The following is a 14,458-nucleotide window of genomic DNA, read 5'->3' as shown; positions in this document are numbered from 1 at the left end:
ATTATTGTTGATTTTGAGCGGGAAAAAAGCGCTCGGAAATTTTTTGAAAGAATTGTGATATTGGTGTTGTAATCGCGTCAAAGTTTATTAATCCGTTATCGTTTGTTGCACGATACGTTAATAATATAGCTAACGGCAATAATATAAAAGAGGACATCCATGATCCCATAAAAGGGGTCATTCCGCCTTCTTGAGAAAGTCTTTTTCCAAATGTATTGATAAAATGAAAGGTAATAAAAATCAAAACTGCAAATACAATTGGCAGTCCTAAACCACCTTTACGAATAATAGCACCAAGCGGAGCTCCGATAAAAAACATTAAAAAACACGCAAAAGCAATTACAAATTTCTCATATAAGGCGCTGAGGTGTTTGTTAATGTCACGCTGCTTGTCTTTTAAATCTTTTTGAGTGGCTTCTATCGAATAAATGTTACTGGTTACGTTTCCGCTGGCCATTCTTAAAATATCCGCTTTTTGTTTGTTTGTGTACATTGATAAAAGATCGTTCGGCAACGATTTTTTCTTTATATCTGTTTTTGATTCGATTGGAGATTTTTTAATTCCAACACGCTGATTAATATTTTCTGAAAAAGATAGAATTTCAGTATCTAAATTTTTGTTTAATGAATCTAAAGTATAGCGAAGCTCATTAACGTTTAACATTCCGTTTGTACTTCCTACATTTTCTTTGTCTTCATCAACTTTATTTAATTCAGAAAGATCTATATTGATGATCTGTTTTTTAAATGCCGCTTTTACAAATGGCAATTTCGCACGATCTTCATATTTTTTAGGGGTGACATCTTGGTAGTAATAACCGTCGTTTAAAACCAGTTTTAAAATACTTGATTTTTCATTACTGATCAGTTTACCATTTTTTGCTTTAATAACAGTTTTATTTTCTCCAACGTTATTGGCTTTTTCATGAATGGTAACTCCGGTTAAGATATTTCCGTTTTCGCCTGATTTTTTATTTACTTTAATATTATAAGTTCCAACATCATTAAATTGACCTTCCGCAATTGCCATGGCTGGTTTTGCCTGAGCAATATTTTTTCGGAAATTGACAAACTTGTATTCTGCGTAAGGAATCACATTATTAGCAAACCAAAATGCAACAATACTCAATACAAAAATAAAAACGATTAAAACGCGCATGGCTCTTTGTAATGATATTCCTGAAGATTTCATTGCTGCGAATTCATAATTCTCAGCAAGATTTCCAAATGTCATAATTGAAGCCAATAGAACAGACAGCGGTAAAACCAGCGGAATTATTCGAGGCATTGAGAATAAAAGAAACTTCACAATCAGCATTAAATCTAGATCTTTCCCTGCAAGTTCAGAGATAAAGAGCCAGACTGTCTGGAGTATGAATATAAAAAAAAGGATTACAAATACCGTAGTAAATGTAATCAGGAATGTTTTTAGTAAGTATTTGTCTAAAATTTTCAACCTTGGTTTAATCTAATTTGTTGATGTAGTATTTTGGATATTTGCTCGCTACAAAGGTAAATTGATTTTTTGATAAAGGCTGATTGGTTTTAAAAGAATTAACGGTTAAAGTGGTTTTTGTTCCATTTTTACCAGTTTCAATCAAATTATAAATGTGTTTTGTCTGAACATCAATGCCCAAAAGAATTTCTTTTCTTTGATCTTTAGCATTAGTTGGTGCTAATTTGATGTATTGAATCTTTCTTCCTTTAACATTTTGAACGATGTCCATGTTATATTTGTATCCTGAGTTAAAAAAAGTAAGCATTTTTGAAGGCGTAATAGCATTGTCGTCTTTTTCGTTTACTTTAGATACAGTAACTTCTTCATCTTCAGGAACAATTGTGTATGTTTTCTGACCATCAAATATTTTTGTAACGCCCATGAAATTCAAAACATATTGATTTCCTTTCATAGTTACATTTCCTTTGCTATCCTGATTTATGTTTTCTTTTGCATTATTCAAAGAATATTTAAAATCGATCACAATGTTATCGTAACTTTTTATTTTAGCAGTTACTTCGTTCAATAAATCTTTGGCTTTTTTATCCTGAGCTTGAATAGAAGTGAAGCTCAAAAGCAAAATAACTGCCATTTGAAGACACTTTTTAGTCATGTTTGTGATAGAATTGTTTCTGATTTCCTGAATTTTTGTTTTCATGATGGGGTTAATTTTGTTCATTATTAAAAAATTGATCAAGAGCACTCAGATCTGAAATATTCACACTTCTCGCTTTACTGCCTTCAAAGGGGCCAACAATTCCTGCTGCTTCCAGCTGATCAATCAAACGACCGGCTCTGTTGTAACCCAATTTTAATTTTCTTTGCAGTAATGAAGCAGAACCCTGCTGTGCATTTACAATAATCTCAGCAGCTTCTCTAAATAAGGTATCTCTTTCGGAAATATCCATATCAAGATTGATGCCAGTTTCTTCTCCAACAAACTCTGGAAGCAAATAAGCTGTGGCATACGCTTTTTGCGAACCAATAAAATCCGTAATTTTTTCGACCTCTGGAGTGTCAATAAAAGCACATTGTACACGAACGACATCATTTCCATTCGTATATAATAAATCTCCTCGCCCAATCAACTGATCGGCTCCTTGTGTGTCAAGAATTGTTCTTGAGTCAATTTTAGAGGTTACTCTAAAAGCAATTCTCGCAGGGAAATTCGCTTTAATCAAACCTGTAATAACGTTTACAGATGGTCTTTGTGTGGCAATAATTAAGTGAATACCAATAGCACGGGCCAGCTGAGCCAAACGAGCAATCGGAATTTCGACTTCTTTACCCGCTGTCATAATCAAATCGGCAAACTCATCGACAACCAATATAATGTAAGGCAAGAATCTATGTCCAGCTTCAGGATTTAATTTTCGAGCTTTAAACTTATCATTATATTCCTTAATGTTACGAACCATCGCATCTTTTAGTAAAGAGTAACGATTATCCATTTCAACACAAAGTGAATTTAAAGTATTTACAACTTTAGCATTATCTGTAATAATTGCATCTTCAGTATCAGGAAGTTTAGCTAAATAATGTCTTTCAATTTTATTAAATAATGTTAACTCTACTTTTTTAGGATCGACCAAAACAAATTTTACTTCTGCAGGATGTTTTTTATATAAAAGAGAAGTCAAAACAGCATTTAATCCGACAGATTTTCCTTGTCCAGTCGCACCCGCCATCAGTAAGTGAGGCATTTTAGCTAAATCGACAACAAAAGTTTCATTCGAAATTGTTTTTCCTAAAGCAATTGGGAGTTCCATTTCAGCTTCCTGAAATTTTGCTGAACCAATAACGCTTTTCATAGAAACCATAGTAGGATTCTTATTCGGAACCTCGATACCAATTGTTCCTTTTCCTGGAATTGGAGCAATAATACGAATTCCTAACGCTGATAATGATAAAGCAATATCATCTTCTAAGCTTTTAATTTTAGAAATTCTGATTCCGGCTTCCGGTACAATTTCATATAGCGTTACAGAAGGACCAACTGTAGCTTTAATTTGAGCAATTTCAATTTTGTAGTTACGAAGTGTATCTACAATTTTGTTTTTATTTTCTTCTAATTCTTCTTGATTAATTGTAATTCCGCCAGTCGAATATTCTTTTAATAAATCAATTGTAGGGAATTTGTAATTCGATAAATCCAAAGTTGGATCAAACAATCCAAAATCTGCAACGAGGCGAGAAGCAAGATTCTCTTCAATGATATCTTCTTCTTCTGCTTTTTCAATAACAAATTCTTCAGTATGAACTGGAGCGGTTACTGGTGTTGCTGGATTAATATTCATTTGCACTGGTTTTAAAACCGGATTCAAATCAATTTCTGACGGATTTGAAATCGTTGGTTTTAAAGCTTCCTTATTGATTTCGAATTGAGTGTCTTCTGTTTTCAGATGGATATTGTCTAATTCTGGATCTTCTTCCTCAATAGCAAATTCTTCTAAATTATAAGCACTTTCAGGCTGTTGAGGTGTTTTTATAGCATTCAATTCTGATTTAAATTGATCTTTAGTCGAATGAAAATAAGATTGAATTTTTTCAGGAGATAATTTAATTTTAAAAATTACATAAATAATTATTCCGAAAAGCAAGGTTAGTAGTGTACCTGTTTTTCCAATGTAATCCTGAAGGAATAAATTAAGTTCATACCCAATTGTGCCACCTAATTCTGGAGCTGAAGTAGCAAAAAAGCCAAACAATACAGAAACGATAATAATGGCAAATAAGTCCCAAAACCAAATGCTTTTAAGTCTTTTGGTTGACATTTCTAAAGCCAGAAATAGTCCGGTCAAGAAAAATAAACGGACTAATATAAAAGAAGCAAGACCGAAACCTCTATAAACAATAAGATCGGCAAGATAAGCTCCAAATTTTCCAAGCCAATTTTGTACTTCTTCCGTGCGATCGCCAAGCTGGCTTACCGCACTTTGATCTGTCTGCCATTGACCGTTGACATAAAAAGAAATAAATGCAACTAATAATGCAATAGAAAAGAGTACCAAAAGGCAACCTAAAACAAATTTTTGTTGTTTAGTTATTTTCCAAGATCTTAAAGTCTCAGTTTTTGGCTCTTTTTTTTTATCTACAGTTTCTTTTTTGGTTGTTTTTGCCATTCTTGCGTTTACTATTGCCTAAATAAATTTTGGTATATAAATAATCAAGCCTATTGCTATAGCTGTCAATGCGGCAAAAAATACCGCCCCAGCTGCAATATCTTTAATAAATCCGATTCGTTTGCTGTAGTCAGGATGAATGAAATCTGCAATTTTTTCTACTGCAGTATTTAGCCCTTCTACACTTAAAACTAAACCAATGGCTAAGGTTTGACATAGCCATTCGGTTTGTGAAATATGAAAATAGAACCCAGCAATAGTCATGAAAATCCCCAATGAGAATTGAACCATAATGCTATGTTCTGTTTTAATAAGCTTTACAGCGCCGTTAAAAGCATATGTCATGCTTTTTAACCGGCCCGTAACAAAAGTATTATCTTTTTGAAACTCCATTTATAGGAAAATATTATAGTGCTGCTAAAGCTGCTTCGTAATTTGGTTCGTTTGCAATTTCTGCAACTTGTTCTGTATGAGTGATTTTTCCATCAGCATCAACTACAATAATTGCTCTTGAATGTAGGCCGGCTAAAGGTCCGTCAACAATTTCTAGTCCGTTTGCTTTACCAAAACTTCCTTCTTTAAAGTCAGATAAATTAACAACATTTTCTAGCCCTTCAGCTCCACAAAAACGTTTTTGAGCAAAAGGCAAATCTCTAGAAATACATAAAACGGTAGTATTTTGTAATCCGCTTGCACTTTCGTTGAATTTTCTGACAGATGTTGCGCAAGTTCCTGTATCAACACTTGGAAAAATGTTTAAAACTAGTTTTTTACCAGCGAAATTGCTTAATGAAGCAACTGATAAATCGTTTTGTACTAATTTGAAATCAGCAAGTTGAGATCCAACCGCTGGTAATTCGCCTGATGTATGAACTGGATTTCCTCCTAATGTTATTGAAGCCATGATTTTTGTTTAATTTAATGAGGCTCAAAAGTAAGGATTAATATTTGAATCTAAAAGTATTTGTTGCGGGTTTAAGTATAGTTTAAGACGGGAATTTGTTTTGCCCGCGAGAGGGATGGGAGCAGGCTACCGAAGTAGCGCGGACAGCCCGACAGTATTAGGGAAAGGGGCAAATGTAGGCAAGGTATATTAGCCCCTTTTTCTAATGGTGGCTCGCCCAGATAATCAGACATAAAAAAAGCGCCTCTTATTCAGAAACGCTTCTTTAGTCATGTTTTTTATTTCTCAGGAAATAGGTAGGTTATTTATCGATAGAACCTAAAACGCGTTTCATAAACGCATTCAAAGCTTCTTTTTTATCTGTGCCTTGAACTACCATTTTATGAACTTCAAGTGCACCATACATATTCGAAATTAATTCGCCAATTACATCTAATTCTTCATCTTTTAAAGACGGAATTTCAGTCATCGCTTCTAGAACTTCAATCGTTTCAATGATATAATCCTGATCGTTTTCTTCGATAAATTGGGTCAATTGCTTTATTACAGGTAATTTCATAATTGTAGACTTCTTAGATTTTTAGACATTCTTAGACTTCTTAGACTTTCTTTAATTTTTTACATCATCTAAGATGTCTAAAAATCTAAGCAAGTCTAACCGATCTAAATTAAGCAATTGCGTTTACCAAATCGATTAAAACTTCTTGTTTGTTGGTTTGGGTTTCGCCAACTAATTGTCCGTTTACGAAAGTTGCAAATGTTGGCAAGTTGCTTACATTGGCTAATTTTCTTGATTCAGGAGAATTTTCAGCATCAACCAAAACAAAAGTGATAGCTTCATTTTCTGTTGCTAATTTTTTGAATTTTGGTTTCATAATACGGCAATTTCCACACCATGAAGCTGAATATTGTACTACTACTTTTTCATTTTTAGCAACTAAATCTGCTAACGTATCTTCGTTTAAGTCGATTAACATAGTTTTTATTTTAAGACACTAAGTTGCCAAGGTTCTAAGATGCTAAGTTTGCTCTAGAACCGAATAACTTTGTGTGGATTTATTTGATGTTTTTTAAGTTGTTGAGATTCTAAGATCTAAGTTTAATCTTAGAATCTCTTGACTTTTATTGTAGAATTGTATTTAAGATTCAAAAGTTTAGTTAAAAAACTTAGCATCTTAGAATCTTAGTATCTTAGCAGCTTAATTAGCGCTTAAGTATTCAGCAGTACTAACTCTGTCTGCAGACATAGCTTCTTTACCAGCTTCCCAGTTTGCAGGACAAACTTCTCCTTTTTCTTGAATGTGTGTGTAAGCATCAACCATACGAAGGTATTCGTTTACGTTACGTCCTAATGGCATATCGTTTACACTTTCGTGGAAGATTTTTCCGGTTTCGTCAATTAGGTAAGTAGCTCTGTAAGTTACATTTGAACCTTCGATAATAACTGAATCAGTTTCTTCGCTGTATTCTGTAGATTCGATATCAAGAATACCTAAAATGTTAGCTAAGTTACGGTTTGTATCTGCTAAGATTGGGTACGTTACACCTTCGATTCCACCATTGTTTTTTGGAGTGTTTAGCCAAGCAAAGTGTACTTCGTTTGTGTCACATGAAGCTCCGATTACGATAGTATTTCTTTTTTCAAATTCTGGTAATGCAGATTGAAAGGCGTGTAATTCAGTTGGACATACAAAAGTGAAATCTTTTGGGTACCAAAACAATAATACTTTTTTGTTGTTGTTTACTGCTTCGTCAAAAATGTTGATTTTTAAGTTATCACCCATTTCTGAGATGGCATCTACTGCAATACTTGGGAATTTTTTTCCTACTAAAGACATATTTTTCGTTTTACGTTAAAAATTTATTTCTGCTGCAAAAGTAGGGCATAAGTAGGGCTACTCACAATAAGATGTGATTATTAATATTTATTTAGTGATAGTATTTAGTTATGACTTAGATTGTGAGTTTTGTAAGTTATTGAAGGTCAATATTTACTGGTAATAATCCGTTACAAGTTTTATTTTCTAAGAATTGAATTCCCGCATTTTTTTGAAACTCTTCAAAGTCCTGATAAACTTGTATAAGTCCAGAAGCCTTTTTCAGATTCGGAATCAAAGGTAAAACATACGGATTTCCGAAAACATAGAGGACACATTTTTTATTTTGCAATAAATTTGAAACCAAAGCAAAAACTTCATCATTAACTTCAAAATTATTCAATGGTTTTGCCTTTGGAACAAATAATGAAATAATTATGGTTTCAAAATTTTCAAGCTCTTTTTCAATTGATTTACTATCTGAAATTTCTAAATTTTCAAAAGCAAATTCAGGAGAGGGCAATTTTGAATTTAAAGTTGCAAAAAAAGTATTTTCAGTACTTTTATATAAACTCAACTTTGCTAATTGATTATTTTTTTGAGCTTCAAAAGCCAATTCTGTATTCGAATTGTCTATAATTTTTGTAATTGAATTTTGAGCAATTTTAAAGTTTAATTCTGATGCTTTTTCAAAATTTAATGTTCCTGAAGTAAAATTATTTTGAGAAAGAATTCCAACTTTTTCTTTGGCTTTCATAATTCGATTGAAACTTTCTTCAATGCGTTCCAGAGAAGCTTTTTTAAGAATTGCTTCAATTCCTTCTGGAACATTTTCAGCAAAGCATAAAACATCATTTCCAGCATTGAAAGCTTCCCATTCTAAATCTCCTTTGGTTTCGTATAATTTAGAAACGCTGTGCATGTTTAAGGCATCAGAAATCACTAAACCATCATAGCCTAATTTCTCGCGCAGAAGTGTTTGAATAACCGCTTTTGATAAAGTTGCAGATGTATCTTTTCCGTCGTTTAAACTAGGAACAGCCAAATGTCCGATCATAATCGAGTCGACATTATTTTCAATTCCTTTGATGAATGGATATAATTCGTTTTCTAATAATTCTTCTAGCGTTTCATTTAAAACGGGCAATCCTAAATGCGAATCGACATTCGTATTTCCGTGTCCTGGAAAGTGTTTGAGACAGCCTAAAATACCAACTTCAGACATTCCCTTTAAATATTCAACAGCAAAATTGGCTACTTTTTCTTTGTTTTCACCAAAAGAGCGATAACCAATAACGGGATTATTCGGATTGTTATTAATGTCTGCCAAAGGCGATAAATTGTAATGAATTCCGGCAGCTTTTAAGTCTAAGCCAATTTGTTTTCCAACTTCATAAACCAAGTATGATTTATTTTCTGGTAAAGCACCAAGCGTAATCGCATACGGATATTGCGGTGTTTTTTCAATTCGCATTGCCAAACCCCATTCTGCATCAATACTGATTAAGAGTGGAGTAGAAGCGGCTTTTTGATAACGAATAATCAAATCTTTGATTTTTTGATAACTATCATCATTAAAAACAACTTTTTTCTTGCTTTCGTAGTTCGTTGCAGCACTGGCACGACTGTGAAAAAAAGTCAATCCGCCAATGTTATATTCTTTTATTAAACGCTCCGTTTCTTGAATGTTTTCTTCGGTGTCATTTATAAAAACAGCTGGGAAAAAAAATTGTCCCACCTTTTGTTTTAAATCTTGAGTCGTCATTTTCATTATTATAAAATCTTTTTCATGCAAACACTGTTTTCCATCTCTTCGTAAGGAGGGTAATTCGGTATAATAGAATAACCTAGTTTTTGGTACAAGTTAATGGCTTCTGGCTGTTTTTTTCCTGTTTCTAAAACCTTGTAAGGATAATTTAATTCACCTGCCCAAATTTCTAAAGCATCTAAAACTTTTGAAGCAATTCCTTTTTTTCGATAATCTGGATGCACGAACATACGCTTGATTTCGACTGTTTGCGGTTCTTTTTCTCTAAAAGCGCCACAGCCCACTGCAACGTCATTTTCGTAAAAAACAATAACGTGTTTTATTTTGTCTGTTTTATTGTACTGATTATAAAATGCGTGATCATCTCCGTCTCTAATTGCTAAATCTTGGTCTAATAAAACAACCAGATTTTTGAAATCATTATCGTCAGAGTTTGTTCTTTTTATGTTGCTCATGATTAAATGCGCTAAGATTTATGCTGTTATTTGAGTTTGCTTTTCTTTTGTTTGGCAAGCTGAGTTTTAGTTTGAAGTGCTTTTTCTAATCGGTTTTTAAAACGAAAAAGTTTTGGCAAACCTTCAATTCGGTCTTCGATTGTAATTTCTTCGTAAACAATTATTGCTTTTTCTAAGACCCGAATTTCATTGTCAAGATCGAGTTGATTTTTGTAGATTGTAGCCAGTCGATCGTAAGGATGATTTCCTTTAAAGCTTTCCGCGACATTTTCCTCATATAATTCAATTGCTTTTTCAAGATTTCCGGTTTTTTCGAATTCAACTCCTTTCAAGTTGCGTTCGGCCTGCAAATTTTCATTGATTTCCATAGGTAAGATGTTTGATTTGGGGTTAAACTTCTTCTGATTTTTTCCCAAAATCTTTCGGGAAAATTAAAAAACGTGATAAAATAATACCAGGAATTGTAGCCAGAAATACCCAAATAAAGAAATTTCCGTAACCTAAATATTCCTGAATGTAACCACTCACCATTCCCGGCAACATCATTCCCATTGCCATAAAACCGGTTGCAAGTGCATAATGTGCAGTTTTAGATTCTCCTTCAGCCACATAAATCAAATACATCATAAAAGCAGCAAAACCAAAACCGTAACCAAATTGTTCGATTATTACAACAGCATAAATATAATAAATAGAAGCCGGATGAAAATGTGCTAACATGATAAAACCAATTATCGGCAAATGCATGGTTAAAATCATGGGAAGCATCCATTTTGTCAGACCTTGTTTTGAAATTGCAATTCCGCCTAAAATGCCACCTAAGGTTAAAGCAATTAATCCAAAAGTTCCATAAATCAAACCAATATCTTCGGTTTCAAGTCCCATACCGCCTTTTTTGATTGTTTTTTGATTTCCTTTATTAGTAATCAATAAATTTACAAAGTCAATTCTGGCTTTATTTGCATTTTTATATTCTTCCTTATCTTTATTTTTTACTTCTTCCAACGGTTTCGTCTCATCTCTCATCTGCACTAAAATAGGCAGTTTAGAATAAAGCGATTGTAGTTCTAAATCCGATAACCTTTCACCGTTTTTAACCTTTGAATTGTATAATTCTAATGCCTTTATCTGACCTTCATCTAATCCCAATCCTGTTTCAACTAATTCATATTTAATTGGATCTACTAAAAAAGGAGTCAGCATTTTAATTAATTGCGATTCTCCTAATCTGAATAATAAGATAAAAGCAAGGACTATAAGAATTTGTTTTTTCTTGAAGAAACTTGCAAAAATACTTGCAAAGCTTTGTTTATTTGTATCTATAGGTTTTTCGCCTGCGTTTATTTCAGTTTTTGGTGTGGAGAAAAAATTGTATACGGTTATAAAAGTCATTAAGAAACCAACAGCAATCATGGTGTAAGACCAAGCTTTAGTATTGTCTCCATATTTGTGTTCCAGATATCCAGCTAATAAAACAATTAATCCGTTTCCGGCCAACATTGCGAGCCTATAAAAAGTACTTCTTATTCCAATAAAAAATGATTGTTTGTCTTCAGGCAAAACCAATAAATAAAAGCCATCGCTGGCAATATCATTTGAAGCTGAAGCAAAGGCGGCAACCCAAAAAATGGCCAAGGTCATCATGAAAAAACCACTTGTTGGAATTGTAAATCCGACTAATAAAAAGGCAATTGAAATAAGCAATTGCATCGATAAAAACCATTTTCTTTTTGTTCCGATTAATTCGATAAAAGGACTCCAAAGTGGTTTGATTACCCAAGGCAGATACAATAAACTGGTATAAAGACCAATGTCTTTGTTAGAGATTCCAAGTTTTTTGTACATGATTACCGAAACCGAAATAATTACGGCGTAAGGCAGGCCAGAAGCAAAATTTAGAAGCGGAATCCAATACCAAGGTTTATTATCTGTTTTCATTAGGCTGAGCAGGGGAATAGATTTTAAATGTCTTTTTTAAGTCGATAATAGTTGGTGTACTTTCGTTTGCAAAATAATCAATAAATGTCACAGCGCAAGCTTTATACTGATTCATTTTTTCTGCAGGGATAGAAAATGCAATTGTTTCAGCGTTATCACGTACTAACATTTTCTGAACAATTTGCCTAGCATCGTTAATATCAATCTTTGAAATATGATCTGCTCCGTAAATTACCATATAACGGACTTTTGTATTGTACGGAGATTTAATGGTAAAAGTATAATGAATGCTGTCTTTTGCATATTCATTTACAACCGGCGTATCTATAATAACGTGTTTTAAATTTGGAACTGCAGTCGTAAGTGCAGGATATTTGTATTGATTTTCTTGTATTAGTCTTACAATGTCAAAGTTTTTAGTCATGAACCACTTGGCACTGAAATAAGCACTCCCGCCTACTTTTTTGAAACTTCTGGCAAAATCAATCTGTGTTGGAATTTCGCTTGCAAAGTTCCAGCTTTTATCGCTGTCGCCTCTAATTTTATAAGAAGCGTGACCAATATAAACTGCAGTATTATTAGAATTTTCTGCCCACCATTTTACCAATTTAGAATAAGAAGCTCTCGGATTATTCATACTCCAGTACAATTGCGGCATAATGTAGTCAATCCATTTTTGGTCCATCCATAAAACAGGATCGGCATATAAATCGTCGTAGTTTGAAGTTGACTGTGTTTCAGAACCTTTCGGATCTTGTGATTTATTTCTCCAAACGCCAAATGGACTAATTCCGAATTGAACCCAAGGTTTGCTTGCTTTGATGGTAGTAGAAATCGTGTGCACAAAGTTGCTCACATTGGCACGGCGCCAGTCGCCAACGCTTAAACCAGAACCATATTTTTTATAAGATGCTGTATCGTTAAATACTTTTCCTGGAACTGCGTACGGATAGAAATAATCATCAAAATGAATCGCATCGATATCGTATTTATCAACAACTTCTTTTACTACTTTAGTTAAATGTTCCTGAACTTCAGGCAAAGCAGGGTCGTAGTAATATTTTCCGCCATATTCAATCATCCATTCTGGGTGTTTGAAAATATCATGATTTGGACTTAACAGATTTTTATTCAAATCGAAAGTCGCACGATACGGATTAAGCCAAGCGTGAAATTCGAAACCTCTCGCATGCGCCTGTTCAATCATCCATGCAAGTGCATCATAATAAGGAGTTGGAGCCTGACCTTCTTTCCCAGTTAAAAAGCGAGACCAAGGTGCCAGTTCAGAAGGATAAAAAGCATCGCCAACACTTCTTACCTGTACAATTACAGCGTTATAATTTAGTTTTTTATAAGTATCTAAAATTTCAAGATAATCAGCTTTTTCTTTCTCAACACCGTCTGTTGCTGTTTTTGGCCAGTCAATGTTTACGACGGTTGCAATCCAAACACCTCTAAATTCGTTTTTAGGATAAAGTGCTTTTTCCTGTGCGTTAACGCTCCATCCAAGGAACAATAAAAGTATGATAGAGAATAATAGTTGCTGATTTTTATGCATTGTAATCTTTTTTAAACAAAAACCAAAAATAGTTTTTTTAGATGAGTATAAGAAATTATAATTTTATAATAGTGTTCTTATATTTTGAGGCTGTCTTATACTTTAAAAATTAGTCCTTTTTTATAAAAATACCATAATACACAACTCCATAAAATTATATATAGTATTGAGTACAACAAAGATGATACCATTTGGTTTTCAAAAAGTGGACTAATCCAGAAATGATAAGCATAATCTCTAACGTTGATTGTATCTCCAATATTTTCAGGATCTTGAATTTTAATCATGGTAAGCGCACGCGGTAAAATTCCGGAAACAAAGAACACAATCATTGGATTAACGCCCCAAGACAATAAAAAAGGCGTCCATTTTTTATAGCTGAGAACATCAATAATATAATAAATTATAGAAAGGATTAAAAGCGCAATTCCGGATGTGAATAAAACGTACGAGCTGGTCCAGATCGATTTGTTTATAGGAAAAGCCAAAGACCATAGCAGTCCTAAAGCGATCAAACCAATACTTGTAATTGCCATTGTTTTGGTAATTTGTAATTTTGGCAAAGGCTTGATAAGCAATTGCCCAATTAATAAACCAATCACGCCATTTGCAATAACAGGCAAAGTACTTAAAATACCTTCGGGATCCCAGGTTTTAGTTTCGATATACATATGATTTTCAAGCAAAACACTGTCCAGCCAAGATGCAAAATTAGTAACCGGTTCAAGATTTGCATAACCAATGCCGGGAACAGGAATTAAAGTCATCAATGCCCAATAACCCAATAAAATTGAGGCGCTTAAAATAATTTGTGCCTTGATATTTGTTTTTAAATAAATAAGCGAGACAAAAAAATAGACAATTCCTATACGCTGTAAGACGCCAAATAATCGAACTTTAGCAAAGTTTTCGTGACCGCTGTAAGCTAATCCTAAAAGAGTGATAAAAATTAAAACTGCTAAAATGGTTTTTGTTTTGAGTTTGAAATTTCCAATTAAACAGTAACCCACCAAAATGGTAAAAAACAAACGGATACTTAAAAGAAGCAATCCGGGCTGTAATCCTAAAAAATGGATGGAGTAGAAGTAGCCAAGAAACATTCCTAAACAAATGATTCTTAGAGAGCGTGTTATTATTTTAAGGAAGTTTTCAGGATCGTCTTTTTTTATTGGCATAGCCAAAGGAATTGCGATCCCAACGATAAATATGAAAGTTGGAAAAACTAAATCGGCTAGCGTACAGCCGTTCCATTTTACGTGATCTAAAATCGGGTAAACATAACTCCAGCTTCCTGGATTGTTTACAAGTGTCATTAATAAGACAGTCAGTCCTCTTAAAACATCAACTGAGATGATGCGGTCTTTCATTTTTTTTTTGGTTTGTGGTTAGATTTTGGTT

At 33.5% G+C, this 14,458-nt stretch carries 14 protein-coding genes; all 14 read right to left on the bottom strand.

The annotated features are described in order from the left end of the window. Position 1: 1 nt before the first annotated feature. The 14 genes from IRZ83_RS05350 to IRZ83_RS05285 all read right to left on the bottom strand — a co-directional run bounded on the left by IRZ83_RS05350 (position 2) and on the right by IRZ83_RS05285 (position 14,427). The gene (locus IRZ83_RS05350) at positions 2-1,456 is read right to left on the bottom strand and encodes an LptF/LptG family permease (protein WP_194567307.1); all 1,455 of its coding nucleotides are present in this window, start codon (positions 1,454-1,456) and stop codon (positions 2-4) included. 7 nt (positions 1,457-1,463) lie between these two features. Beyond that, entirely contained in the window at positions 1,464-2,156 is a 693-nt protein-coding gene (locus IRZ83_RS05345) for a LolA family protein (protein ID WP_051662694.1), read from the bottom strand. Between the two features lie 7 nt (positions 2,157-2,163). Continuing rightward, complete coding sequence (locus IRZ83_RS05340) at positions 2,164-4,620, bottom strand: DNA translocase FtsK (protein WP_194567305.1); 2,457 nt, start codon at positions 4,618-4,620, stop codon at positions 2,164-2,166. Between the two features lie 18 nt (positions 4,621-4,638). Then, positions 4,639-5,013 carry a diacylglycerol kinase gene (locus IRZ83_RS05335; protein WP_029268526.1) on the bottom strand — a complete coding sequence of 125 codons (375 nt, stop codon included), beginning with the start codon at positions 5,011-5,013 and terminating at the stop codon, positions 4,639-4,641. 13 nt (positions 5,014-5,026) lie between these two features. Next, a complete protein-coding gene (gene tpx / locus IRZ83_RS05330; protein ID WP_194567302.1) occupies positions 5,027-5,524 on the bottom strand; it encodes a thiol peroxidase in 498 nt (165 codons plus the stop codon). Positions 5,525-5,825: 301 nt separating this feature from the next. Continuing rightward, positions 5,826-6,083 (bottom strand): DUF6952 family protein, encoded by a 258-nt coding sequence (locus IRZ83_RS05325; RefSeq protein ID WP_017495510.1) that lies wholly within the window; start codon positions 6,081-6,083, stop codon positions 5,826-5,828. A gap of 109 nt (positions 6,084-6,192) precedes the next feature. Beyond that, positions 6,193-6,501, bottom strand: a complete 309-nt coding sequence (locus IRZ83_RS05320; RefSeq protein ID WP_007805605.1) for a thioredoxin family protein — start codon at positions 6,499-6,501, stop codon at positions 6,193-6,195. A 222-nt stretch (positions 6,502-6,723) separates the two neighbouring features. Continuing rightward, positions 6,724-7,362, bottom strand: a complete 639-nt coding sequence (locus IRZ83_RS05315; protein ID WP_194567300.1) for a peroxiredoxin — start codon at positions 7,360-7,362, stop codon at positions 6,724-6,726. 136 nt (positions 7,363-7,498) lie between these two features. After that, a complete protein-coding gene (locus IRZ83_RS05310) occupies positions 7,499-9,112 on the bottom strand; it encodes a glycoside hydrolase family 3 protein (protein ID WP_194567298.1) in 1,614 nt (537 codons plus the stop codon). A 2-nt stretch (positions 9,113-9,114) separates the two neighbouring features. Next, positions 9,115-9,564 (bottom strand): GNAT family N-acetyltransferase, encoded by a 450-nt coding sequence (locus IRZ83_RS05305; RefSeq protein WP_194567296.1) that lies wholly within the window; start codon positions 9,562-9,564, stop codon positions 9,115-9,117. Positions 9,565-9,590: 26 nt separating this feature from the next. Further along, complete coding sequence (locus IRZ83_RS05300) at positions 9,591-9,932, bottom strand: hypothetical protein (protein WP_029268541.1); 342 nt, start codon at positions 9,930-9,932, stop codon at positions 9,591-9,593. Between the two features lie 22 nt (positions 9,933-9,954). Then, a complete protein-coding gene (locus tag IRZ83_RS05295) occupies positions 9,955-11,502 on the bottom strand; it encodes an MFS transporter (RefSeq protein ID WP_194567294.1) in 1,548 nt (515 codons plus the stop codon). Then, positions 11,489-13,060, bottom strand: coding sequence for a glycoside hydrolase family 10 protein (locus tag IRZ83_RS05290; protein WP_194567292.1), 1,572 nt, complete (start codon positions 13,058-13,060; stop codon positions 11,489-11,491). Before IRZ83_RS05290 ends, IRZ83_RS05295 begins: the two co-directional genes overlap by 14 nt. A 95-nt stretch (positions 13,061-13,155) precedes the next feature. Further along, positions 13,156-14,427 (bottom strand): acyltransferase family protein, encoded by a 1,272-nt coding sequence (locus IRZ83_RS05285; protein ID WP_194567290.1) that lies wholly within the window; start codon positions 14,425-14,427, stop codon positions 13,156-13,158. Between the last annotated feature and the right edge of the window lie 31 nt (positions 14,428-14,458).

Origin of the sequence: Flavobacterium sp. JLP (assembly GCF_015350755.1) — a bacterium.
In the GTDB taxonomy this organism is placed as follows: Bacteria; Bacteroidota; Bacteroidia; order Flavobacteriales; family Flavobacteriaceae; genus Flavobacterium.
Note: the sequence above shows the minus strand (reverse complement) of the source record. Positions and strands in the feature narration are given on the sequence as shown.